Consider the following 24,034-nt stretch of genomic DNA (forward strand, 5'->3'; position numbering starts at 1 on the left):
CGAAGCATGCCCACCGCTTTCATCGCGCAACGGGAGTGAACGGTGGGCACGGCGCTATCGCGCCTTTGCCCACCCTACGGCAGCGGTACCCTAGCTCAACGTCCCCGCATGCACCCACCAGCCGGGGTGATCGCGCCGGATCTTTTCGGCGGCGGCATGCGCCTCCGCAGGCGCGCCATAGATCGCAAAGCACGTCGCGCCCGAGCCGGACATGCGGGCGAGCTTGGCGCCGGCGGAATCGCGCAAGGCGTCCAGCACCTCGCCGATCACGGGCTCGATCCGCAGCGCAGGCGCCTCGAGGTCGTTGGCGACGGTGTCGAGAACCTCGATCCAATCGGAAATCGAGGCGCCCTCCTCCGGCCAGGCCGGAGCCCGGATGACGTCGGTGACGCCAACCAGAAGCTCGCCGTTGCGCAGGCCCAGCGCCTGGAACACATCCTTGGTGGCAACAGGCACGCGCGGATTGACCATGACGCAAGGCATGCTCGGCAGCGCGAGCGGCAGCAGCTGCTCGCCGACGCCGGTCATGTCGCAGGCGCGCGAGAACAGGCACACCGGCACGTCGGCGCCGGTCGCAAGCGCGACCTGCTGCAAACGGGAATCGTCGAGCGAGAGATTGTTGAGACGGGCGAGCAGCCGCAGCGCCGCCGCGGCATCGGCCGAGCCGCCGCCGATGCCGGCGGCCACGGGGAGCACCTTGTCGAGCGCGAAGGCGCCGAGCTTCAGGCCCGGCACGGCTTCGGCCAGAAGCTTGGCCGCCTTGAACACGAGATTGTCGGAGGTCTCGCCACAGGCTGCAGCCAGCGGCCCGGTGGTGGTGAGCTTCAGCTCGCCGCCCGGCTCCAAGGTGAGCCGGTCGGCGCAATCGGCAAACGCGACCACGCTCTCGAGATCATGATAGCCGTCGGCACGACGGCCGACGACGCGAAGGCTCAAATTGACCTTCGCCCGCCCTTCTTCAATCAACGCCGACATTGGCGATCAGCCCCCAAACGCTCTCTTAGCCGCCCTTGCCGTCGTCCTTCTTCTTCTCCGCCTGCGCGGCCGAAGAGTTCGAGTTGTCGTCGGCGAGACCATTGGCGATCTTGGCCTCGATCTTCGGCAGTTCTTCCGGCTCGGGCTTGAGATCGCGCGCATGCGACCACTGGAATTTTGCCTCCAGCGTGCGGCCGACGCGCCAATAGGCATCGCCAAGGTGGTCGTTGATGGTGGGATCCTCGGGCTTGAGATCGATCGCGCGCTCGAGGTTCTTCACCGCCTCCTCGTAATTGCCGATGCGGTAATAGGCCCAGCCGAGGGAATCGACGATGTAGCCGTCGTCGGGACGCTGCTCGACCGCCCGCTTGATCATCTTCATGCCTTCGTCGAGATTCACGCCCTGGTCGATCCAGGAATAACCGAGATAGTTGAGGACGTGCGGCTGATCGGGCTGCAGCTCGAGCGCCTTCTTCATGTCGGCCTCGGCCTTGGCCCACTGCTTGGAGCGCTCCTCGCAGATGCCGCGATAGTAGTACCAGACGCTGTTGGCCTTGTCGCTGCCGGCCGGCAGCACGTCGATTCCTCGCGAATAGGTCGCGCCGCAGTCGCCGAACCGCTTGCGGCCGCGCTCGATGTTGCCGAGCGCCATGATGGCTTCGAGGTCCTTGGCATCCTCCGTCGTGACGCCCTTGAGGATCTTGATCGCCTCGTCGGTGCGGTCGGCGGAGTCGAGATCGATGGCGAGCTGAATCTGCGCATTGCGCTTCAGCGGCGAGGTCGCGGGCACGCGCTCGTAGACCTTGATCGCCATCTGCGGCCGCTTCACCGATTCATAGAGATCGGCGAGCGAGAGCAGCGCCAGCGGATGGGTCGGCTGGAGGTAGAGCGAGAGCTGGAGATAGACCAGCGCCAGATCCTCGCCGCCGCGGCGGGTCAGCGTGGCGCCGATGCCGTAGAGCGCCTCGGCGGCGCCGGCCTGAGCGGAATCGACCAGCGGCGGCATCTTCTTGCCGGCCTTGGTCTCGCGCAGGCCGTCCTGGATCAGCGGATGGCGCGCGAGCTTCTTGTCGAAGGCTTGGTAGATGGTGGTCGCGGCGGCTGAATCCTTGTTACGGGAGAGCCAGCGCGCATAGGCCTCGGTCACGCGCAGCATGGAATCGTCGAGCTTGTAGGCGCGCTCGAAGCGGGTGCCGGCGTCCTTCTCCTTGCCGGAGAGCTCGAGGATCATGCCGGTATGGAGGTCCTTGAACAGCGGATACCATTCCGGACCGGCCAGCTTGTCGATGGTGGCGACACCGCCCTTGGCATCGCCGGCACCATAGGCGGCCCAGCCCGACAGCAGCGTGGCGACGAGATCGGTGATCGGGCCGCGGATCGACTGGTTGATGTTGGTCTGCGCGGCAGCGTACTTCTTCAGCTTGAGATCATGCACGCCGACGACGAGACGCGCGACACGGTTGGTCTTGTCGATGGTGAGGATGCGCTCGGCGAGCTTGACCGCCTCGTCGATGTCGCCGTCGGCGACCGACGAGATGAAGGCACGGTCGAGCAGCTCGTTGTTCTTCGGATCGGTGCGGAGCGCCGAACGGTAGAATGCGGCGGCGGACGCCGCGTCGCGCTCGACGCTGGCGTGGCGGGCGGCGAGATAGCTGCCGGCACCGGTCAGCGACTTCAGATCGTTTCGGGTCGGAAACTGCGCCGCCGTGTTCTCCGGGTGATCCGGCGTCTGCGCCAGGACCGCGCCGGGGACCGCCACGATCGCGGTGCCCATGAGGACGATGGCGGCAGCAGTCCAGCAGTTGAAACGATTTGAAAACATCAGGGCTCGCCTTGAGTTGGTAGTGCCTGGGTTTGCAGCAGGAGGCCGTATCGCATGCGAACGCGGCCGGTGGCATCGCGACCCGGAACCGTCAGGCCGACAATGCCGCTTTTGGCGCTTCGCCGCAAGGATTCGGACCGGACGGCCCCCTCCGCACGCCCCAAATCGGTCAGTCACTGGTCAGAAGCAGCCCCAAGACGCCGCTACTATGGCCTTATCGTGGCCGCGACCGGTAGCCGCGGCCTCATCCTCACGCGAACGTGCGCTGGATCACCTTCGTGACCAGGTCCGCTTGTTCGGCCGCCCTTACATCGCCTCGTAGTTCGGGCCGCCGCCACCCTCCGGGGGAACCCAGGTGATGTTGCCGTTGGGATCCTTCACGTCGCAGGTCTTGCAGTGGACGCAGTTCTGGGCGTTGATCTGGAAGCGCGGGCCGGAGCCCTCCTCTATCCATTCATAGACGCCGGCCGGGCAGTAGCGATTCGAGGGACCGGCGAAAACGTCATGCTCGGAGGTCTTCTGGAGGTTCATGTCAGTAACCTTCAGATGGATCGGCTGGTCCTCCTCGTGATTGGTGTTGGACAAGAACACCGAGGACAGCTTGTCGAACGTGAGCTTGCCGTCGGGCTTCGGATAATTCCTGGGCGCGTGGCTCTTGGCCGGATCGAGCGTGGCGCGGTCGGGCTTGACGTGCGACTGGGTGCCGAACAGCGAGGCGCCGAACAGCGTGTTGCACCACATGTCGAAGCCGCCCAGCGCGACGCCGAGCACGGTGCCGAATTTCGACCACAGCGGCTTGACGTTGCGAACCAGGAACAGATCTTTGCCGACCGACGAGGAGCGCCAGGCGTTCTCGTATTCGACGAGTTCGTCATTGGCGCGATCCGCCGCGAGTGCGGCTGCCACATGCTCTGCGGCGAGCATGCCGGTACCCATCGCATTGTGCACGCCCTTGATGCGCGGCACGTTGACGAAGCCGGCCGCGCAGCCGATCAGCGCGCCGCCGGGGAAGCTCAGCTTCGGCACCGACTGATAGCCGCCCTCGGTGATCGCACGCGCGCCGTAAGCGAGCCGCTTGGCACCTTCGAAGGTGCCGCGGATCGAGGGATGGGTCTTGAAGCGCTGGAATTCGTCGAACGGGGATAGATAGGGATCGTCGTAATTCAGATGCACGACGAAGCCGACGGCAACGAGATTGTCGTCGTAGTGATAAAGGAACGAGCCGCCACCGGTCTTGAGGTCAAGCGGCCAGCCGAACGAATGCTGGATCACACCCTTCTGGTGCTTGGCGGGATCGATCTGCCAGACCTCCTTGAGGCCGATGCCGAACTTCGGCGGCTCGCTCTTGGCGTCCAGGGCGAATTTGTTGATGAGCTGCTTGGTCAGGCTGCCGCGGGCGCCTTCGGCGAACAGCGTGTACTTGCCGAGCAATTCCATGCCGCGGGTGAAGGAATCCTTCGGCTTGCCGTCGCGGCCGATGCCCATGTCGCCGGTGGCGATACCCTTGACCTTGCCGTCCTCGTCATAAAGCACTTCGGCCGCCGCAAAGCCCGGATAGATCTCGACGCCGAGCGCCTCGGCCTTGCGCGCCAGCCAGCGGCAGACATTGCCGAGCGAGCCGATGTAGCAGTGATGGTTGTCCATCAGCGGCGGCATCATGAAGTTCGGCAGCTTGATCGCACCGCCGCCGGTCATCCAGTAGAAGCGGTCGTCCTTGACCTGCGTCTTCAGCGGGCAGTCGGCATCCTCGCGCCAGTCCGGGATCAGCTTGTCGAGGCCGGCCGGGTCGATCACCGCGCCCGAAAGAATGTGCGCACCAACCTCGGAGCCCTTCTCCACCACGACCACGTTGAGATCGGCGTTGAGCTGCTTCAGCCGGATCGCGGCCGACAGGCCCGAAGGGCCGGCGCCGACGATGACGACGTCGAATTCCATGGATTCGCGCGGGGGAAGTTCTTCGGTGCTCATCTGATCTCAGCCCTTGAGACGGTCCTTGGTCGTTTGCGCCCTCTTGTTTCCGATTTTTCCGGGTAGGACAACCTCGGAATCGCGTTCCGCCGGGATGCAAGGCCGTCCAAGCGGGACCACCCCGGTTCTGGTACGCCAGAACCGGGGAGGTCCCGAGCATTTTTTGACGCGTTTTCTTCACGCGAACCGGTGTCCACTTCGCTTGAAAACGCTATGCTATAAAAGTCAGACTTTCCCATGATCTCCGAACCCGCACCCACCGTCCGAGAGCTGCTCGCCTTCTATCTGGAGGCCGGTGTCGACTGCGCGCTGGCGGAGGAACCGATAGACCGCCTGGCGGAAATCGATGCGCCGCCACCCAGCCCGCGCACGGCGCCGGTCGAGGCGCCGCGGCCGGTCGCCGCGCCCGCCGTCATGCGTGGCGAAGCCGCGCCTGCACCGGACGTCGCCATCGCCTCGGCGCGCGAGGCCGCGCGCACCGCGCCGACCCTGGAGGCGCTGCGCGAGCTGATGCAGAACTTCGAGGGCTGCGCGTTGAAGCATACGGCGACGCGGCTGGTGTTCGCCGACGGCAATCCGCAGGCGCGCATCATGTTCGTCGGCGAAGCCCCGGGCCGCGACGAGGACATCGAGGGACTGCCCTTCGTCGGCCGCAGCGGCAAGCTGCTCGATCTGATGATAGGAGCCATAGGCCTCAACCGCACCACCGCCTATATCGCCAACGTCATTCCCTGGCGGCCGCCCGGCAACCGCACGCCGACGCCGCAAGAGACGCAAATCTGCCTGCCCTTCATCCAGCGCCAGATCGAGCTGGTGAACCCGGACGTGCTGGTGACGCTCGGCAATCCTTCGACGCAGACTCTGCTGTCGACGCGCGAGGGCATCATGCGCACGCGCGGGCGCTGGTTCGACTACGACACCGGCCAGCGCATCATCCGCGCGCTGCCGACGTTCCATCCGGCCTATCTGTTACGCTCGCCGTCGTACAAGCGGCTGGCCTGGCAGGATCTGCGGGCGATCGCGAAGGTGCTGGCGCAGGGTGCCGTGTAACGACACCCACGCCGTCATTCCGGGGCTCGCGAAGCGAGAGCCCGGAATCCATCGAGCGGCAGAGTTGGTGGATGAATGGATTCCGGGCTCGCGGCTTCGCCGCGCCCCGGAATGACGGCCGCGTTTGTCGCTACGTCCCCTTCGGCCGAACGATGGCCCAGCCGATGCGCAAGAGCTGCTGGCGGCCGGTCACCAGCCATTCGAAGGCGCGCGGCACTTCCGGCACGATCCCGGGGAAGCGCTTGAGAATCTCGGGCGGCGGGGTGCCGGCGGTGTCGGAGGCGCGCCAGACCACGACGCCGCCGGTCTCGCTGAACTTGGCCTGATTCATCCACGGCGTACGCGCCGGATCGGCGTCGATGAAGAGATGCGGCCGGCCGGAATGCAGCGCGATCAGGCTGGCGAGCTGGGTCTCGCCGGCGACGGCACGCAGGCGATGGTTGGTGCGTCGGGCGAAGCTCTCGTCGAAGAAGCCCGAGATCGCGCGCGCCGGCATCGAGGTCGCAATCTCGTTGGCGCCGGTCCAGGGCAGGAACAGGATGGCGAGCACCACGCCGACGGCGGGCGCGACGACGGCGGCAGCCCAGACCATGCGCAGCATCCGCGCGCGGCGCATCGCGATGAGATCGCCGGCCGCGACGACCACGGCAAGCCCCGACATGACCAGCACGACACCGGCGCCGCCGACGACGGAGTCGAGGCCGAGCAAACCGGAGATCAGCACCGCGCCGAGCGGCAGAGCCAGCGCGAAGAAATAGACGAAGTTGCGTGCGAGCGGCTCGACCGGCGGGCGGTAGATGATCGGCGGCTCCTCCCCCTTGCCGGCGAACAGACCGGTGTTGAGGAAGGTCAGCGCCGGAATCGCAGCAGCCCCGAGCACCAACCCTCCGAGCAGCCAGGCCGCATGCAGCGCGCGGGCGTTGAGCTCGGCGACTTGCGGCAAGGCCGGCAGCGTCAACGTCTCGGCACGCATCAGCCAGACCGCATAGGGCAGCGCCAGCACGGCAACGACGATCAGCGCAAACAGCGGATCGAGCCCGCGCAGCGTCCGGCGGCCGGCGGCGGTCGAGATCGCGAAGACGACGATCAGCAGGAGCAGAAAGATCGCGGCGGGCGTCGTCAGCAGCAAGAGGCCTGCTTCGATCGACCAGGCGAACCAGGCATTGCCGCGGCGCTGGCCGATGATTTGCCAGGAGTGCAGCAGCAAGAGCGCCCAGAGCGGCCGCGCCAGCACCAACGGGCCGAAGTCGAGCGCGGACGAGGAGAAGGCCAGCACCGTCATGGTCAAGAGCACGGCGAGCACTGCCTGCTGCGAGCCGATCACGGCACGGGAGAGATGATAGAGTGCGATGAAGGTCGCGATCTCGCAGAGCTGGGCGAGCAGATAGACGCCGAGCATGTGGCCGCCGGCGGCGCGATAGGCGATGTCGGCGAGCCAGACCGGCAGCGGCGGGCCGAGATCGGTGCCGACCCGGTATTCCCTGCCGAAGGCCAGGAGCGTCGCGAGGGTGCCGGGCGGGCTACGGTAGAACACCAGCGCCACGAACAGCCACATCGCGGCCTGCAGCAGCACGGCGATCCAGACGATCAGCCGCGGCCGGGCGCGAATGAGCTCGATGACCAGGGAGGTAAACCGCATGCAACGTCCGAATGATGCAGCCAGTCCAGCCGGCCCTATTCGCTCACATCTATTTTGATAAAGGGCGTCACGGGTTGTGGCAACCGCCGCAGATCGTCAAGCCCCGGCCATGACGGATGGATGCTGTGGAAGGATCAGCTAGAGATTCGCTGAGGCATCGATCTCGACGGCCGCGTCCACCTGCACCTCGACCTCGGTGACTGAGAACAAGTCCCGCCCTGGCTCGACGGTCCAGGGCATGTGCTTGGCGCGGGCGGCGGCGACGGGGGCGAAGAAGCTGCGGTGGTGGATGGACGGGCCGAGGCGGTCGAGGGCGTCGAGATGCTCGGGGACAGCGTAGCCCTTGTGCTGCTCGAAGCCGTAGCCGGGGCAGTCTTGCGCCAGCGCGCACATCAGCCGGTCGCGGGTGACCTTGGCGACGATGGATGCCGCGGCGATCGACAGCACGATGCCGTCGCCGCCGATTACCGCCTCGCAATCGCATTCGGTGTCGAGCCGGTCGCGGCCGTCGACGAAGACGTGCCTGGGCGCCTCGGGCAGTGCCACCACGGCGCGCTTCAGCGCCCACAGCGAGGCGCGCAGGATGTTGTCACGGTCGATCCGCGCGGGCGAGGCCACGGCGACCGAGACCTGCGCGGTGGCGCAGATCTTGTCGAACAGCTTCTCGCGCTCCTCGGCGGTCAGGCGCTTGGAATCGTCGATGCCGCGCGGAATGCGGTCGGGATCGAGAATCACCGCCGCCGCCACCACGGGGCCGGCGAGCGGGCCACGACCGGCCTCGTCACAGCCGGCGACCGGCCAGACGCCGCGCTTGATCAGCGCGCGCTCGCGGCGGAAGCTGGGGGGGGCAATGGCAATGATACCCTTCTTGCCGGCAGCAACCTTCGGAGCCGGGACCGCAGACGTTTTGGCCGCAGGCGTCTCAGCCGCCTTGGCAGGCGCAGCCTTCTTCGCAGCCTGCTTTTTTGGCGCGTCCTTGGCTGGGTTCTTGGCTGGGTTCTTGGCGGACTTGTCCCGAATCATGGCTGGGATCGTGCGCAAGGGGCTTCGCCAGCGCAACCGGGAACCCAGGATAATTCCCGTTATTCAGGCCGGCCGCCCCTACTCCGCCAGATGCACCCGCCGGTCCTCGCCCACCTCGATACCGGGCGCGACCACGACCTCCCAAGGATGGCCGTCGGGGTCGGTGAAGTAGCCGGAATAGCCGCCGTAATCGGTCGCGTGCGCCGCCTTCAGCAAGCTAGCCCCCTTCCCGACGGCGAAGGCCAGCACCGCATCGACCTCCTCGCGCGTCCGGCAGTTCCAGGCGAGCGTGGTGCCGCGAAAGGTCGATGGCCTCGGCGCGTCCGGCAGGGTCGCGTCTGCCGCGAGCTGATCCCACGGATACAAGGCGAGCACCGGACCGCCGGTGTCGTAGAAGGCGACCGCCTCGCCGGTTGCCTTCAGCCGGCGCGAGAAGCCGAGTGCGTCGTAAAAGGCGATGCTGGCGCGGATGTCGCTCACACCTAACGTGATGACGGACAGTCGCGGCACCAGCACGGCGAGTTCCTTAACCATGCTATGTCTCTCCACCTTCCCGGTTAGAACAGGCTGAGCTGATCGCCGTTCCGCTTCGGCCGCGCAAAGTGGTCCGTCGTCAGCTTCGAGCGCCGCTTGTTGAGGCCGAGCCTGTCGCAGGCGATCTCGAAGCGGCGGCCGATGGTCCAGGCCATCGGACCGGTGCCCTTCATCCGCTCGCCCCATTTGGCGTCGTAGTCCCGCCCGCCGCGCATGTCGCGGATCAGGGTGAAGACGTGGCGATAGCGGTCCGGATAGTTTGCCATCAGCCATTCGCGGAAGAGATCGCGCACCTCCAGCGGCAACCGCAGCAGGACATAGGAGGCTTCCTTGACGCCGGCATGGGCGGCGGCATCGAGGATGCGCTCGATCTCGGAATCGTTCAGCGCAGGGATCACGGGCGCGACCATCACCGTGGTCGGAATGCCGGCCTCAGAGAGCTGCTTCAGCGCCTCCAGCCGCTTTGGCGGCGTCGAGGCCCGCGGCTCCATGGTGCGCGCCAGCTTTGGATCGAGCGAGGTGACCGAGATCGCGACCTTGGCGAGGTTGCGCTTGGCCATCCGCTGGAGAATGTCGATGTCGCGCACCACCAGCGCCGATTTGGTGACGATGCCGACCGGATGCCCGGCGTGCTCCAGCACCTCGAGGATGCCGCGCATGATTTTGCGCTCGCGCTCGATCGGCTGATAGGGATCGGTGTTGGTGCCGATCGCGATCATCCGCGGCTCGTAGCCGGGTGCGGCGAGCTCCTTCTCCAGCAGCGAAGGCGCCTCGGGCTTCACGAACAGCTTTGACTCGAAGTCGAGCCCCGGCGACAGGCCGAGATAGGCGTGGGTCGGCCGCGCGAAGCAATAGACACAGCCATGCTCGCAGCCGCGATACGGATTGATCGACCGGTCGAAACCGATATCGGGGGAGTCGTTGCGGGTGATCACCTTGCGCGAGGTGTCGACTGCTATCGTCGTCTTGAACGGCGGCAAATCCTCAAGGCTCTGCCAGCCGTCGTCGAAGGCGACGCGCGCCTCGGCCTCGTAGCGGCCGCTGGCGTTGGACTGCGCACCCCGGCCTCGCCTGCGCTGACGGTCGATGGCGACCGCAAGCTCGGGAAAATCAGAGTCCGCACCCGCCGGCTCGGAGGGCGCCGTGACCGGCGGGTGCTTGAGAGCAGAAGAAGATGCTGGACTCATGAAACCAAGATAGCACGCATACGGAACAAATCAAGAACACAAACAAAAAACGTGAAAACAACCCCATGCAAAGTAGCCGCCCAAATTTCGGGCGCGCGCCTTTGACCTCACGCAACACGCCGGTCACGACGATTTCGTTTGATCCCGCACAGGATCGATCGCGCCGGAACAAAGTTGGTGACGATCGCTGGGTGAAAGCCGACAGGACCATGACAATTCAACAAAAAACGGCCGCCGCGACCGGCGACCTCGATCTGCTCGATCGCTATTGGCGCGCCGCCAACTACCTCTCCGTCGGGCAAATCTACCTGCTCGACAATCCGCTGCTGCGCGAGCCGTTACGGCCCGAGCACATCAAGCCGCGTTTGCTCGGCCATTGGGGCACGACGCCAGGCCTGAACTTCATCTACGTCCATCTCAACCGCGTCATCCGAGCGCTGGACCTCAACGTCATCTATGTCTGCGGGCCCGGCCATGGCGGACCGGGTATGGTCGCCAACACCTATCTCGAAGGCAGCTACAGCGAGATCTATCCCGACATCACGCGCGATACGGACGGATTGCGCAAGCTGTTCAGGCAGTTCTCCTTCCCCGGCGGCATCCCGAGCCATGCGGCGCCGGAGACGCCGGGCTCGATCCACGAAGGCGGTGAGCTCGGCTATGCGCTGGTGCACGCCTATGGCGCGGCATTCGACAATCCTGATTTGATCGTCGCCTGCGTGGTTGGCGACGGCGAGGCCGAGACCGGCCCGTTAGCTGCGTCCTGGCACTCCAACAAGTTCCTGAACCCGGCCCATGACGGCGCGGTGCTGCCGATCCTGCATCTCAACGGCTACAAGATCGCAAATCCCACCGTGCTCGGACGGATGGAAGATGCGGAGATCCGCGACCTCTTCCGCGGGTTCGGCCACGAGCCGCTGTTCGTCGCGGGAGACGATCCCAAATTGATGCACCACGCCATGGCGGATGCGCTCGATGTCGCACTCGCCAGCATCCGCTCGATTCAGCAGCATGCCCGCGATGGGCGCACAAGCGTCGAGCGGTCGCGCTGGCCGATGATCGTGCTGCGCAGCCCGAAGGGCTGGACCGGCCCGAAGGAAGTCGACGGCAAGAAGGTCGAGGGTTTTTGGCGCGCGCATCAGGTGCCCGTTGCGAGCTGCCGCGAGAACCCGGCGCACCTCAAGGTGCTCGAAGACTGGATGCGCGGCTACCAGCCCGAAAAGCTGTTCGACGCGAACGGCGCGCTCATTCCCGAGCTTCAGGCGCTCGCGCCCGAAGGTGTCAGGCGCATGGGCGCCAATCCACATGCCAATGGCGGCCTCCTGAAGAAAGAGCTGAAGCTGCCCGACTATCGCAGCTTCGCAATCGAGGTGCCGCAGCCCGGCGGCACCGTAGCCGAAGCGACACGCGAGCTCGGCCAATTCCTGCGCGACGTCATTCGCCTCAACGCGCAACAGCGCAATTTCCGCATCATGGGCCCGGACGAGACGGCGTCGAACCGGTTAGACGCCGTGTTCGACGCCACCGAACGCGTCTGGATGGAGCCGATCGAGCCTTACGACGTGCATCTCGCGCAGGATGGCCGCGTGATGGAAGTCTTGAGCGAGCATCTCTGCCAGGGCTGGCTCGAGGGCTATCTGCTCACGGGACGACACGGCTTCTTTTCCTGCTACGAAGCCTTCATCCACATCGTGGATTCCATGTTCAACCAGCATGCCAAATGGCTGAAGGTGACGCGCGACCTGCCGTGGCGGCGCCCGATCGCCTCGCTCAATTATCTCCTGACCTCGCATGTCTGGCGTCAGGACCATAACGGCTTCAGCCATCAGGACCCCGGTTTCGTCGATCTCGTCGCCAACAAGAAGGCCGACGTCGTCCGCATCTATTTCCCGCCGGATGCCAACACGCTGCTGTGGATCGCCGACCATTGCCTGCGCACCTACAACCGCATCAACGTGATCGTCGCCGGCAAGCAGCCGGCGCCGCAATGGCTGTCGATGCAGGATGCGGCGACGCATTGCGATGCCGGCATCGGCATCTGGACCTGGGCCGGAACGGAGGATGGAAAGGGCGAGCCCGACGTGGTCATGGCCTGCGCCGGCGACGTTCCGACATTGGAGACGCTCGCCGCCGTCGACCTCTTGCGCAAGGCGCTGCCGGACTTGAAGATCCGCGTCGTCAACGTCGTCGACCTCATGACGCTGCAGCCTAAGGACCAGCATCCGCATGGCCTCTCCGGCCGCGACTTCGACAGCTTGTTCACGCGCGACAAGCCTGTGATCTTCGCCTATCACGGCTATCCCTATCTGATCCACCGGCTGACCTATAACCGTACCAACCATGCCGGCATGCATGTGCGGGGCTTTGCCGAGGAAGGCACCACGACGACGCCCTTCGACATGGTCGTGCTCAACGAGCTCGACCGCTACCACCTCGCGATCGAGGCGATCGAGCGCGTGCCTGGGCTCGCGACCAGGGCCGCGCAGGTGAAGCAGCAATTCCGCGACAGACTGATCGAGCACGCCCGCTATGTCCGCGAGCATGGCGAGGACATGCCCGAGATCCGCGACTGGGTCTGGCCGAACAGCGCCGGCGGCAACACGCTCGCCCAACCGACGAAGAGATGACGATCGCGCGCCCTTGCGCGGCGCTGATCCGCGAACGTCAGGTCACGTGACGTTTTTATGAATGATCTGCCGCAATGCTGCCGCCGCGTCTTCGCGGCATACAGACGGCATCAATCCCGGTTGCGGACAGATCATGAAAACCCAGATCATCGAAGAGCTCGGACAAGGCAGCATCCTGTTGCCTGCGCTGGTGGCGGAAGGGCTCGCCGCCAACGACCGCATCAAGGTGCGGATGAGCGCATTGCAGGCGGCGGCCCAGCATGCGCAGGAGCCCAGCCGGCCCGCGAACGACCTTGGCGTCGAAAGCCAGACTGCAGGCATCGCTCCCGCCGGGATCGCGGCGCTGATCGGCGGCGCGCATCTGATCGGACAGGGCCGGCTCGCGGCCCCCGATCTTGCGAAGCTGATTGAGGAGATTGCGGACGATGCAGCGACCATGGTGCGAGCCGTCGGCGCCGGTGCGGCGAGCGAAGGCGAGAGGGCGCAGGCGCGGCTCGACGCGATCCGCGCAGCCGGCCTGCTCGATGCCGCCGGCGAGATCGAGCTCTCCCGCATCGCGCGCCTGACCGGCGTTGCCGACGCAGGCGGCGACAGCCTGCATCGCCTCGTCATGGATCTGCACAAGCAGCTCAACAGGCTTGTGGCGAGCTGCTCGGAAGAGGCGCTCGACGGCGCCCATGTCTTCGGCCTGCACAGCGAGGACCGGCCGGCCGTCGCGGCCTTCATGAAGGGCCTGAACGCGACGCGGGGTCTCAAGTTCAATCATCCGGGCCTCGACACCATGGCCACACGCGCCGGCGGCCGGCTGCTGATCCAGAACGATATCGGCACCACGGACGCCCATGTCGTGGTGATCGCGGTGAAGAAGAACGCGGTCACCGTCACCTACACCGATGTGCATCTGGCCCGGGCGAAGTTCTTCATCTCGCTGTTCGACGGGTTCGAGGCGACCTGGAGCGGGCTTGATCGTCACACCGCAGCAGGCCTCGGCGAGGGCAATTCCTTCTATCTCGTCACCGGGCAGTATCAGGTCGACCACGCCGCCGATCGCAACGAGTTCCTCGCGGCGCTCGGGGCCGCACTGGTTTTTCTGATCGACTGGAACAAGGCGCGCAAGCTGCTCAGGACCTGGGTAGCCAAGGAGGACGCGGCACGCATCCTGGAATGGGCGGCGCGTCAACGGATCGGCCATCGCGGCTTCCTCGAGCTCGGCGGCAACGATCTGCTGGGCTCGGCCGTCCGGAACGCCGCCCCCACACGGATCGGCTTCGGCGAGCGGCTCGACCAGGCGCTCGGCCGCAACGCCGCAATCGATTTTCTGAAGGCGTCTCTGCGCGCCGCCACCGAGGCACTGCTTGCGGGCCGCTCGGTCAGGACGGTGCGCGACCAGATCGAAGCCGATCTGATGCGGCACCTGGACCGCGTCGACGGCGCTCTGCTGGCAGCCGTGCTGCGTCAGATCGGCCTCGCCCACGATCTCGTCGCGGCCATCTCGCGCCATATCGCGGCGTTGCAGGCGGGTCAGCCCGCCGACAGCAAGCTGCTGACCCAACGCTGCGGCGTGATCGAGCAGAAGGCCGACCGCATCGCGCTCGTGAGCCGCAACGAGGTCGACCGCCTCAATGCCCGCCCGCTGATCGGCCAGTTGATCGATCGCGCCGAGGAAGCGGTCGACGAGCTGGAGCAGGCCGCATTCATCGCATCGCTGATGCCGGAAAGGACCGATCCATCCCTGCTGGCATCGCTGGTCGAGCTTTGCGCAGTGGCAGAGACCGCGACCGAAGTGGCTGCGAGCGGTGTCGCCGCAGCGATCGACGTGCCGGAAGGACGGCGTGCCGATTCAGAGGACGCGCTTTCCGCGGTGACCCGCCTGATCGACGCCGAACACGCCGCCGACAGCCGCGAACGCGCGACGACCGCACTGGTCTTCTGCGGCGGCTTCGACGTCGCGACCTCGCTGTCGGTGATCGAGCTCGCACGCGCCGTCGAGCGCGCCACCGACCGCTTCGCCGCGTTCGGACATCTGCTCCGCCGCCACATCATGATCGATCTCGCAGCTTGAGGAAGTCACCATGCATATCGTGCGTATCGACGCAGACGCCGCCGAATTGCGGCCCGCCGACGAGATCGGCGCCAAGGCCGCCAATCTCGCCCGCATCGCGGCGCTGGGCCTGCCGGTGCCGCCTGCCTTCGTGCTCCCGGTCAAGCTCTGCGCCGAAATCATCGCCGGCCATGCGCACGCCACGCGGCATCTGCGCGATGGCTTGAAGGAGGGAATCTCGTTCCTGGAGAGCGCCACCGGAAAGCGCTTCGGGGACCGGCGGCAGCCGCTGCTGGTCTCGGTTCGCTCGGGTGCGGCGCGATCGATGCCGGGCATGCTCGACACCGTTCTCAACGTCGGCTGCACGCTAGACGCCGTCCACGGCCTGATCCGTGCGACCGGCCGGCCGCGGCTCGCCTGGGATTGCCGGCGGCGCTTCCTGGAGAGCTTCGGCGAGACCGTGCTCGAGCTCGACCAGGCCGCCTTTGCCGGATGCATCGCGGAGCTCGTCGCAGCCGAAGATGCCCGCAGTGACCGCGAGCTCGACAGCGAAGCGCTCGAGCGGCTCGCCAGCCGCGAGCAGGCGCTGATCGAGGATCGCGCCGATGGCCTGCTGGAGGACGCCTTCGCGCAGCTGGAGGCGGCGGCCCACGCGGTCTATCGCTCCTGGATGAGCGAGCGTGCGATGACTTATCGAAACCTCCAGCACCTCGAAGCGCTCGAGGGCACCGCCGTGACCGTGCAGGCGATGGTCTTCGGCAATGGCGGTCTTTCCTCCGGCGCGGGCGTGGCCTTCTCGCGCGATCCCTCGACGGGCGCGCCGCGCCCGATGATCGACCTCGTCCTCGATGCGCAGGGCGAAGACGTCGTTTCCGGACGACGCGCGCCCGATACGGCCGAGGCGATCGCCCGCGAGCTGCCGAAGCTCGAATCGGAGCTTGGCGATGTCCTGAGGCGACTCGAGCACGCGTTCGCCGATGTCCAGGACGTCGAGTTCACGGTCGAGAACGGCAGGCTCTGGATCCTCCAGACCCGGACGGCGAAGCGCACACCGCGGGCCGCCGCCAGGATCGCGATCGACCTCGTGCATGAAGGCCTGATCTCGAAAGACGAGGCATTGGGACGGATTGCGGAGATCGACCTCGCTTCGCTCGACGAAACCAGATTGGTTGCTCCGGGCACGCCCGCGACGACCGGCATCGGCGCCTCCGGCGGCATCGGGATCGGACGGGCGGCGTTCTCGTCCGAAAGCGCCCAGCGCCTCTCGGCGGCGGGCGAGCCGGTCATCCTGCTGCGTCCCGATACCAGCACCGCCGACGTTGCAGGCTTCGCGCTTGCCACCGGCATCGTCACGTCGGTCGGCGCGCGCACCTCGCATGCCGCCTTGGTGGCGCGGCAGATGGGCAAGCCCTGCGTGGTCGGCTGCCGTGAGTTGAAGATCGATCCTGCCGCGACGCGGGCTCAGCTCGGCAATCTCGCACTTGCCGAAGGCGAATGGATTACGATCGAGGGCGACGCCGGAGAGCTCTATCTTGGACGCTGCGAGACGATCCGGACACGGCCCGAAGCCGAGCTTGCCGAGATCGCGGCCTGGCAGGCGCAATCCGGCCGACATGGCAGGCACGCCACCGCGCCTCAGTGAGTGCCCGTCAGGATCTGGAAACACCCGATCACGACCTCGATCACGATGAGTACCACGACCGCAATCTCCAGGCGCAGCGAGCGCTGGGTATCGATGATGTCGGTCAGTGCATTGGCAGTCTCCGATACCGCGGTGAGCTTGCGCTCGAGCGTGTCGAGGCGCTCCTTCAACTCGTACTCGTCCTCGAGACGGGAATAGAGCCGATCGAGCTCGGGCTTCTCCCAGAGCACGTCGGGCTTCTCGGCGACCGCGACGCGGCCGGCGACGCGCTGCTGCACCAGCAGCGCATTGCCGATCAATTGCAGAATGCCCGTGCGCCGGCGCGGCGTACGACCGTGCTCGGCGAGCTCCCGTGCAAACGGCTCGATGACATCGAACACCGCGGCGACGCGGCGCTCGTCACGCGCCAGCGACGTGCTCTTGGCGAGCGCATCCGCAACCAGCAGCAGCCGGTCGTCGGAGAATTTGGCGAGGCAGATCGGCCCGCCCGGCTGGATCGTCTCGGCGGCTTCTTCGTTGCAGAGCTGCGCCTGCGCGATCTCCTCCTCGTACGGGCTGAGCTCTCCGGTCACACGCGACTTCAGGTTGTCGATCAGAACCTTCTCCTCGGACGGAAGCAGCCCGATCAGCACGACGACGCCGTAGCGAAAGATCACGGCAAGGCCGGCATGGACGCGGAAGGCGGCCGGCGTCGAGGAGACCAGCGTGCCGATCTCCAGGCTAGAAGCATTGATGCGGTCGCCCAGCATCAGCGCCCGGATCCGCAAGGTCGGCGCAGTCCCCTGCTTCGGCGACGCTGGCGCCGCGCCGACGGCGAGTTGATCGGCGTTCATGTGAGGCCTCTCCCGGGACCAAGATCACACATCTTCGTTCGACCCATGTTGCAAGCTGCATCCTCGTCTGAGAGGGACCGACTGCCCGTGCGCAGCGAAATGTCCAAGAAGCTTCGAGTTAATACCGCCGGGATGAGCTTGTGCCGAAACATTCGGCAATATTTCCAGCCCGCACATGACACATTTGGCTGCGATGACTGGCTGCGGTTTACCATCGCATGCCGAAGCGCCGCCGGAAAGTTGCACTCGGCAACGCTACGGGTTTATGACAACATCATATAAAACTACGCTTCTCCCGAAGTGCAGACACTGAAGCCTCAATCATGCTGAGCGTCATCATTCCGACCGAAGGTGTCGAGCAGACGGCGGTCGCAACCCTCGCCGCGCTGGTCCCCGGCGCCGCCGCCGGCGTGATCCGGGAGGTGCTGCTGGTCGACGGCACTGGCAACGGCGTCATCGAGCGCGTTGCCGACGTCGCAGGCTGCCGTTTCATCGGGTTCGAGGGATCTTCGCAAGGCGCTGCGCTCGCCGCCGGCGCGCTTCAGGCCCGATCGCCATGGCTGATGTTCCTGCCTGCAGGCGCCGTGCTGGAGACCGGCTGGATCGAGGAAACCACCCAGTTCATCCAGGCCGTCGCCACCAGCGGCCGGGATCGTGCGGCGGTGTTCCGCTATGCGCGCTCGCCTTACGTAAATACCGCATTGCGCGACGTCCTCTGGGCCGTGGCGCGCAGGCTCGTCGGTCCGCTCGGCGATCAGGGGCTGTTGATCGCCCGCGATCATTACGACCGGCTCGGCGGCTACCCACCCCACGCCCGCCATTCAGAAGCGCGGCTGCTCCGGCGGCTCGGCCGGTCGTCCCGGACAATGCTGCGCAGCCGGATCGTCATGGTCGGCTGAAGCGCCGAGATACTTGCCAACGTCAAACAACTAATTGACAATGGCAAGTATCGAGGTGATCCCATGCTATCCAGATCTTCGCCATCAAGCCCTGTGGCCGAACAGGTCGCCGACGACCACATCGCAGCGGTCCGCGCCTTCAACCGCTTCTATACCCGCAAGCTCGGCGTGCTCGACCAGCACCTTGGCAAGAGCCCGTTTTCGCTCAGCGAGGCGCGCGTGCTCTATGAACTCGCGCATCGCGACGACCTTGCGGCAAAAGAGATCGGAAACGAGCTTGGTCTCGACCCCGGCTATCTCAGCCGCATCGTCCAGAGCTTCGACGAAAAGGGGCTGATCACGCGAAAGCCCCTGCCCGCGGATCGCAGGCAATACCAGCTCGGCCTCACCGCCAAGGGCCGCCAGGCTTTCGCCAAGCTGAACCTGAACTCGCAGAACGAGGTCGCCGCGATGCTGGCTCAGCTCTCGCCCGGCGATGCGACGCGGCTCACGCAGGCCATGGCGACCATCGAGGCCGTGCTGGAGCAACGCCGATGCCGGCCCGCGGCTTTCATGCTGCGCAGTCATCGCGTGGGTGACATGGGCTGGGTCATCTCCCGGCAGGCCGCCGCCTATGCCGCGGAGTACAACTGGGATATCAGCTACGAGGCGCTGGTCGCCGATATCTGCGCGCAGTTCATCAGGAACTACGACGCCGCGCGCGAGCACTGCTGGATCGCGGAAGCGGGCGGCGAGCCGGTCGGCTCGATCTTTCTGGTCAAGGCCACCGACGAGATCGCCAAGCTGCGCCTGTTGCTGGTGGAGAAGAAAGCACGGGGGCTCGGCGTCGGCCGCGCGCTGGTCGAGCAATGCATCCAAGGCGCACGCGAGCGGGGCTACAGCAAGATGACGCTGTGGACGCAGAGCATCCTGGTTGCCGCGCGCGGCATCTATCAAAGCGCAGGTTTCAAGCTCGTGAAGGAAGAGAAGCACCACAGCTTCGGTGCCGACCTGGTCGGGGAGACGTGGGAGCTGGATCTCTGATCTCGCTGCGGGCGCGATGCGAATGAATGTGCGAGGTATGTCTTCGCGAATCAGGAATCGTAGGGTGGGCAAAGGCGCACTTGCGCCGTGCCCACCACCGATCCAACACCGCGACAGAAATGGTGGGCACGCTTCGCTTTGCCCACCCTACGAGACCGCAGATGCGATCGCGGCGACATCTGCGCTCACACCGTCGCGCCTTGCGCTTTCGGCCGGCGCAAATGCTCGTCCAGCCGTGGCATGATCTCGACGAAATTGCAGGGGCGCGTGCGGTAGTCGAGCTGGGCTGCGAGGATCCCGTCCCAGCCGTCGCGGCAGGCGCCGGGCGAACCCGGCAGGCAGAAGATGTAGGTCGCGCCGGCGACGCCGGCGGTGGCGCGGCTCTGGATCGTCGACGTCCCGATCTTGGCGTGGCTCAGCATGTGGAACGCGATCGAGAAACCGTCCATGCGCTTCTCGAACAGCGGCTCGATCGCCTCCGGCGTGACGTCGCGTCCCGTAAAGCCGGTGCCGCCGGTGGTGATGACGACGTCGATGCCGCTATCGGCAATCCAGCGGCGGATGACGGCGCGGATCGCCTCGATGTCATCGGTGACGATCTCGCGCGCGGCGAGATGATGGCCCGCAGCAGTGAGACGGTCGACCAGAGTCTGTCCGGACTTGTCATCCGCAAGCGCGCGCGTGTCGGACACGGTGAGCACCGCGATGTTGAGCGGGATGAACTGCTTTGTTTCGTCGATGGAGGCCATGTTGCGTCTTTCGTGTCCCGGACAAGGTGCGGCGCATCAGCGCCGCGCCGCAGAGCCGGGACCCACTTTAGAGACTTGTGAGACCGGCATTGTGGGCCCCGGCTCCGCAGCGCACCGCTGAAGAAGCGCTGCACTGCGTCCGGGGCGCGAAGCCTTCGCTACAACGCTCCCGCGCCGAACGTGTTGCAAGCCTGGACCGTGCCCTGCTTGTAGCCGGTCATGAACCACTGCTTGCGCTGCGCCGCCGAGCCGTGGGTGAAGGAGTCCGGCACGACGCGCCCCGTGGCCTGGCGCTGCAGCGTGTCGTCGCCGATGGCGCTCGCCGTGGTCAGCGCGGCGTCGATGTCGCCGGGCTCGAGGAAGTTCGGCCGCTTCTTCGCCTCGCGATTGACCCAGACGCCGGAGAGACAATCCGCCTGCAACTCGACCTTCACCTGAAGCGCGTTCGCCTCGGCCTTCGAGCCGACCTGTTGCTGCAGCCGCGTGACGCGCGGAATGATGCCGAGCAGGTTCTGGATGTGATGGCCGGCTTCATGCGCAATGATGTAGGCGGTGGTGAAATTGCACGCCGACTTGCCGGAGCAGCCGCGAAAGCGCGTCTCGACCTCGCGGAAGAAGGCGGTGTCGAGAAAGATGGTCCGGTCAGGCGGACAATAGAACGGCCCCATGGCCGACTGCGCCATGCCGCAGCGTCCGCCATTGGTGGCATTGCGGAACAGCACGATCTTGGGACCGGTATAGGTCTGGCCATTGGCCTGGAAGATCTCGCTCCAGCGATCGTCGATCTCGCCGAGGATGCCGGAGATCATGCTGCCCATCTCGTCGGTCGGCGCGCCGCGCTTGCCCGAGGACGCCTGGCGATCGGTCTGGTAGGTCGGTGCATGACCGCCTCCGGTGAGGATCTCGGCGCCGCCGATCAGGATGCGCGGATCGATACCAAAGGCGTAGCCGACCAGGCCGAGTATGATGATGGTGCCGATGCCGAGCCCGCCGCCGCCCATCGGCAGGCCGAACCCGCCTCCTCCTCCGCCGCCCAAGCCACCACCTTCATCGCGACGATCCTCGATGTCGTCGCTGCGGCGGAAGTCATCGTAACGCATGGCGGCCTTCCCTTGGGGATCCCTGATTCAGTTTCGACGGCGCACCATAGTGCGAAAGCTCAACGCGCCACACACGTAAAATTTCCGTTGCGTTTATCAATATCGTGGCCGGCAAAAATTGCCTAGTGCGACAGCATGTCGATGCCAGCAATTTTTTCCGAGGGCCGAGCAATTTTTTCCGAGAGAAATTTGCAGCCTTTTTGCAGCCATGATTGCTGCCACGAGCCGAGCAAACGCGAAATACACTGCAAAACACGGCGAATGCGCACAACAACGTTCGCACAACCGGCAAGGCGAGGGCTGCTCACGAAAGCGGCGGGTTAAGTCGTTTTTTACTTTGCCGCTTCAATGTAACGGCCAGTCGGTTGTTTGGTCCCGCGTCGCCGACAGCGTCGCCTGAGTCAGAGTTCTTGAGTCATGGTAGAGTCGCGTCGCGGGGCGTCTGCAAGGGCGCCCCGCACAAACTTCGAGTCTCCTTCGCATCGCATCATTCTCGGCGATTGCGTCGCCGAGATGTCGAAGCTTCAGTCAGGCAGCGTCGATCTGGTGTTCGCAGATCCGCCCTACAATCTCCAGCTCAAGGGCGATCTCAAGCGCCCCGACGAATCCCATGTCGACGCCGTCAACGACGACTGGGACAAGTTCGATTCATTCTCGGCCTACGACGATTTCACCCGCGCCTGGCTGCTCGCCGCCCGCCGCGCGATGAAGCCGTCGGCGACGATCTGGGTGATCGGCTCCTATCACAACATCTTCCGCGTCGGCGCGATCATGCAGGACCTCGGCTTCTGGCTCCTGAACGACATCGTCTGGCGCAAGACCAACCCGATGCCGAATTTCCGCGGCCGCCGCTTCACCAACGCGCACGAGACCATGATCTGGGCCGCGCGCGACGAGAAAGCCAAGGGCTACACGTTCAACTACGAGGCGCTGAAGGCCGCCAACGAGGACGTGCAGGCGCGGTCCGACTGGCTGATCCCGCTCTGCACCGGCGAGGAGCGCCTCAAGGGCGCCGACGGCAAGAAAGTGCATCCGACGCAGAAGCCGGAGGGCCTGCTCGCACGCGTGCTGCTGTCGTCATCCAAGCCCGGCGATCTCGTGATCGACCCCTTCAACGGCACCGGCACCACCGGCGCGGTCGCCAAGCGTCTCGGCCGCTCCTATATCGGCTTCGAGCGCGACAAGACCTACGCCAAGGCGGCCGAGGCGCGCATCGCCGCGGTCGAGCCGCTGCCGGAACAGAGCCTCGCCCCGTTCATGACCGCGCGCGAGGCACCGCGCGTTGCGTTCTCCGAGCTGATCGAGCGCGGCATGATCATGCCCGGCACGAAACTGTTCGACGCCAAGAGGAAGCTAGGCGCGCTGGTCCGTGCCGACGGCGCCATCATGCTGGGCGACAAGGTCGGCTCGATCCACCGCATCGGCGCGGTGGCGCAAGGCGCGCAGGCCTGCAACGGCTGGACCTTCTGGCACGTCGAGACCAAGAAGGGTCTCAAGCTGATCGACGAGCTGCGTGCCGAGATCCGTGCGGGTATGGGGACGGAGTAGTTTCCTCTCCTAAGTCATTCCGGGGCTCGCGAAGCGCGAGCCCGGAATCCATCCAACCACAGGACTTGCGGCCCAATGGATTCCGGGCTCGCGCCAAGAGGCGCGCCCCGGAATGACAGCAGTGGTGCTTGAATGAGGCGGCAGCCAGGACTAGATTCGATCGATCAGCCCCGTCCTGACCGGCCTGCTCCATGCGACGACAGTCCGAGACATTGCTGCTGGTGCCGCTGCTGCCGATCTTCCTGGTCGGCATGTTTCCGATGTTCCTGATCGCGCTGCTGGGATTTTTCGGCCTGGCGCTGTTCGGCGTGCTCGTGATCTGCGTCGGGCTCGCCAGCAGCAACGAGGCGCACGACAATTTCAACCACGACGTCATCGTTCACGGCTACGCGCGCGGATCGGAGCGCGCGGCGCGGGCCTCGGACATGCATCTCGCCGCACGGCTCGGCCTGCGGCTGGAGGCCGTGGGCACGGCCATGGTCATTACGGCGGCAATCGGCCTCTGTTACGCCGCCTGATCTGCGCCACACGCAGACACCGCCCGGCAAACTCGCCGGTTGCTCTCCCGCAACGGGTTCAGGCAAGACAAGGCCCGCCCAACGACGCCGCGTCCGCACGCGGCAACAGACACCGGGGAGATGAGTGATGCTCAAATTCTATTTCAACGGATCGCCGAATCCGACCAAGGTCGCGCTTTATCTGGAAGAGTCCGGCCTGCCCTTTGAGCCGGTCGCGGTCGACACCCGCAAGGGCGAGCAGTTCACGCCGGAGTTCCTCAAGATCAATCCGAACGGCAAGGTGCCGGCCATCGACGACAACGGCGCCATCGTGTTCGACTCGAACGCCATCCTGCTCTATCTCGCCGAGAAGACCGGCAAATTCCTGCCCGCCGCCGGCGTGCGCGGCGAGATGCTGTCCTGGCTGATGTTCATCGCCACCGGCGTCGGGCCCTATTCGGGCCAGGCCGTGCACTTCAAGCATTTTGCGCCGAAGGACCAGAACCACGACTACGCCCATAACCGCTACCAGTACGAGACCGATCGCCACTACAAGATTCTCGACGGTCACCTCGAAGGCCACCGCTACATGGTCGGTGACAGCTATTCGATCGTCGACATGGCGTTGTGGGGCTGGGCGCGGATGGTGCCGTTCAAGCTCGGCGACGACGCCTTTGCGCGATACCCGAATGTGAAGCGGCTCGTCGACGAGATCTCGGCGCGCCCGGCGGCGGCGCGCGCCATCGCCCTGAAGGACAAGTTCACCTTCAAGGCCGAGATGGACGACGAAGCGCGCAGCAACATGTTCAGGCACATGACGACCAAAGTGGCCTGATCGCGCCGCGCCGCTCTTCGAGGCCACGCGCATGCGCGTGGC

General features: G+C 65.7%; 19 protein-coding genes. 9 read left to right on the top strand and 10 right to left on the bottom strand.

Annotated elements, in window-relative coordinates:
• Positions 1-90: 90 nt before the first annotated feature.
• From JQ566_RS17200 to JQ566_RS17210, 3 genes are all read right to left on the bottom strand, one after another.
• Complete coding sequence (locus tag JQ566_RS17200; protein ID WP_212373730.1) at positions 91-975, bottom strand: 4-(cytidine 5'-diphospho)-2-C-methyl-D-erythritol kinase; 885 nt, start codon at positions 973-975, stop codon at positions 91-93.
• 25 nt (positions 976-1,000) lie between these two features.
• Positions 1,001-2,797, bottom strand: a complete 1,797-nt coding sequence (locus JQ566_RS17205) for a tetratricopeptide repeat protein (protein WP_212373732.1) — start codon at positions 2,795-2,797, stop codon at positions 1,001-1,003.
• Positions 2,798-3,103: 306 nt separating this feature from the next.
• The gene (locus tag JQ566_RS17210) at positions 3,104-4,765 is read right to left on the bottom strand and encodes an electron transfer flavoprotein-ubiquinone oxidoreductase (protein WP_212373734.1); all 1,662 of its coding nucleotides are present in this window, start codon (positions 4,763-4,765) and stop codon (positions 3,104-3,106) included.
• Positions 4,766-5,002: 237 nt separating this feature from the next.
• Here JQ566_RS17210 and JQ566_RS17215 point away from each other — a divergent pair, with 237 nt between their 5' ends.
• On the top strand, positions 5,003-5,815 hold the full coding sequence (locus JQ566_RS17215) for a uracil-DNA glycosylase (protein ID WP_212373736.1): 813 nt from the start codon (positions 5,003-5,005) through the stop codon (positions 5,813-5,815).
• Between the two features lie 130 nt (positions 5,816-5,945).
• On the opposite strand, the gene JQ566_RS17220 is transcribed toward JQ566_RS17215, so the two are convergent.
• From JQ566_RS17220 to JQ566_RS17235, 4 genes are all read right to left on the bottom strand, one after another.
• Positions 5,946-7,454, bottom strand: a complete 1,509-nt coding sequence (locus JQ566_RS17220; protein WP_212373738.1) for a glycosyltransferase family 39 protein — start codon at positions 7,452-7,454, stop codon at positions 5,946-5,948.
• A 138-nt stretch (positions 7,455-7,592) separates the two neighbouring features.
• Entirely contained in the window at positions 7,593-8,477 is an 885-nt protein-coding gene (locus JQ566_RS17225) for a ribonuclease HII (protein ID WP_212373739.1), read from the bottom strand.
• Between the two features lie 78 nt (positions 8,478-8,555).
• Positions 8,556-9,011 carry a VOC family protein gene (locus JQ566_RS17230; protein WP_212373741.1) on the bottom strand — a complete coding sequence of 152 codons (456 nt, stop codon included), beginning with the start codon at positions 9,009-9,011 and terminating at the stop codon, positions 8,556-8,558.
• A 23-nt stretch (positions 9,012-9,034) separates the two neighbouring features.
• Positions 9,035-10,198, bottom strand: coding sequence for a PA0069 family radical SAM protein (locus tag JQ566_RS17235; protein WP_212373743.1), 1,164 nt, complete (start codon positions 10,196-10,198; stop codon positions 9,035-9,037).
• 209 nt (positions 10,199-10,407) lie between these two features.
• Between JQ566_RS17235 and JQ566_RS17240 the strand changes: the two genes are divergently transcribed.
• The 3 genes from JQ566_RS17240 to JQ566_RS17250 all read left to right on the top strand — a co-directional run bounded on the left by JQ566_RS17240 (position 10,408) and on the right by JQ566_RS17250 (position 16,508).
• On the top strand, positions 10,408-12,825 hold the full coding sequence (locus tag JQ566_RS17240; protein ID WP_212373745.1) for a phosphoketolase family protein: 2,418 nt from the start codon (positions 10,408-10,410) through the stop codon (positions 12,823-12,825).
• 133 nt (positions 12,826-12,958) lie between these two features.
• The gene (locus JQ566_RS17245) at positions 12,959-14,887 is read left to right on the top strand and encodes a hypothetical protein (RefSeq protein ID WP_212373747.1); all 1,929 of its coding nucleotides are present in this window, start codon (positions 12,959-12,961) and stop codon (positions 14,885-14,887) included.
• 10 nt (positions 14,888-14,897) lie between these two features.
• On the top strand, positions 14,898-16,508 hold the full coding sequence (locus tag JQ566_RS17250; protein WP_212373749.1) for a PEP/pyruvate-binding domain-containing protein: 1,611 nt from the start codon (positions 14,898-14,900) through the stop codon (positions 16,506-16,508).
• Here JQ566_RS17250 and JQ566_RS17255 read toward each other — a convergent pair.
• Positions 16,502-17,341: an RMD1 family protein gene (locus tag JQ566_RS17255; RefSeq protein WP_212373751.1), complete on the bottom strand. Its 840-nt coding sequence runs from the start codon at positions 17,339-17,341 to the stop codon at positions 16,502-16,504. The genes JQ566_RS17250 and JQ566_RS17255 overlap by 7 nt on opposite strands.
• A gap of 323 nt (positions 17,342-17,664) precedes the next feature.
• On the opposite strand from JQ566_RS17255, the gene JQ566_RS17260 reads away from it, so the two are divergent.
• Both JQ566_RS17260 and JQ566_RS17265 read left to right on the top strand, forming a co-directional pair.
• Positions 17,665-18,240, top strand: coding sequence for a glycosyltransferase family protein (locus JQ566_RS17260; protein WP_212373753.1), 576 nt, complete (start codon positions 17,665-17,667; stop codon positions 18,238-18,240).
• Between the two features lie 63 nt (positions 18,241-18,303).
• On the top strand, positions 18,304-19,263 hold the full coding sequence (locus tag JQ566_RS17265; protein WP_212373755.1) for a bifunctional helix-turn-helix transcriptional regulator/GNAT family N-acetyltransferase: 960 nt from the start codon (positions 18,304-18,306) through the stop codon (positions 19,261-19,263).
• A 185-nt stretch (positions 19,264-19,448) separates the two neighbouring features.
• Here the strand turns inward: JQ566_RS17265 and moaB are convergent, their stop codons facing one another.
• Both moaB and ypfJ read right to left on the bottom strand, forming a co-directional pair.
• Entirely contained in the window at positions 19,449-20,012 is a 564-nt protein-coding gene (gene moaB / locus JQ566_RS17270; RefSeq protein WP_212373757.1) for a molybdenum cofactor biosynthesis protein B, read from the bottom strand.
• A gap of 158 nt (positions 20,013-20,170) precedes the next feature.
• Complete coding sequence (gene ypfJ / locus JQ566_RS17275; RefSeq protein ID WP_212373759.1) at positions 20,171-21,112, bottom strand: KPN_02809 family neutral zinc metallopeptidase; 942 nt, start codon at positions 21,110-21,112, stop codon at positions 20,171-20,173.
• Positions 21,113-21,529: 417 nt separating this feature from the next.
• On the opposite strand from ypfJ, the gene JQ566_RS17280 reads away from it, so the two are divergent.
• From JQ566_RS17280 to JQ566_RS17290, 3 genes are all read left to right on the top strand, one after another.
• Complete coding sequence (locus JQ566_RS17280) at positions 21,530-22,660, top strand: site-specific DNA-methyltransferase (protein WP_212373761.1); 1,131 nt, start codon at positions 21,530-21,532, stop codon at positions 22,658-22,660.
• Positions 22,661-22,851: 191 nt separating this feature from the next.
• The gene (locus tag JQ566_RS17285; RefSeq protein WP_122404812.1) at positions 22,852-23,178 is read left to right on the top strand and encodes a hypothetical protein; all 327 of its coding nucleotides are present in this window, start codon (positions 22,852-22,854) and stop codon (positions 23,176-23,178) included.
• Between the two features lie 127 nt (positions 23,179-23,305).
• Entirely contained in the window at positions 23,306-23,992 is a 687-nt protein-coding gene (locus JQ566_RS17290) for a glutathione S-transferase family protein (RefSeq protein ID WP_212373763.1), read from the top strand.
• Positions 23,993-24,034 lie beyond the last annotated feature (42 nt).

Origin of the sequence: Bradyrhizobium sp. SZCCT0231, from assembly GCF_018130245.1 — a bacterium.
GTDB lineage: Bacteria > Pseudomonadota > Alphaproteobacteria > Rhizobiales > Xanthobacteraceae > Bradyrhizobium > Bradyrhizobium japonicum_F.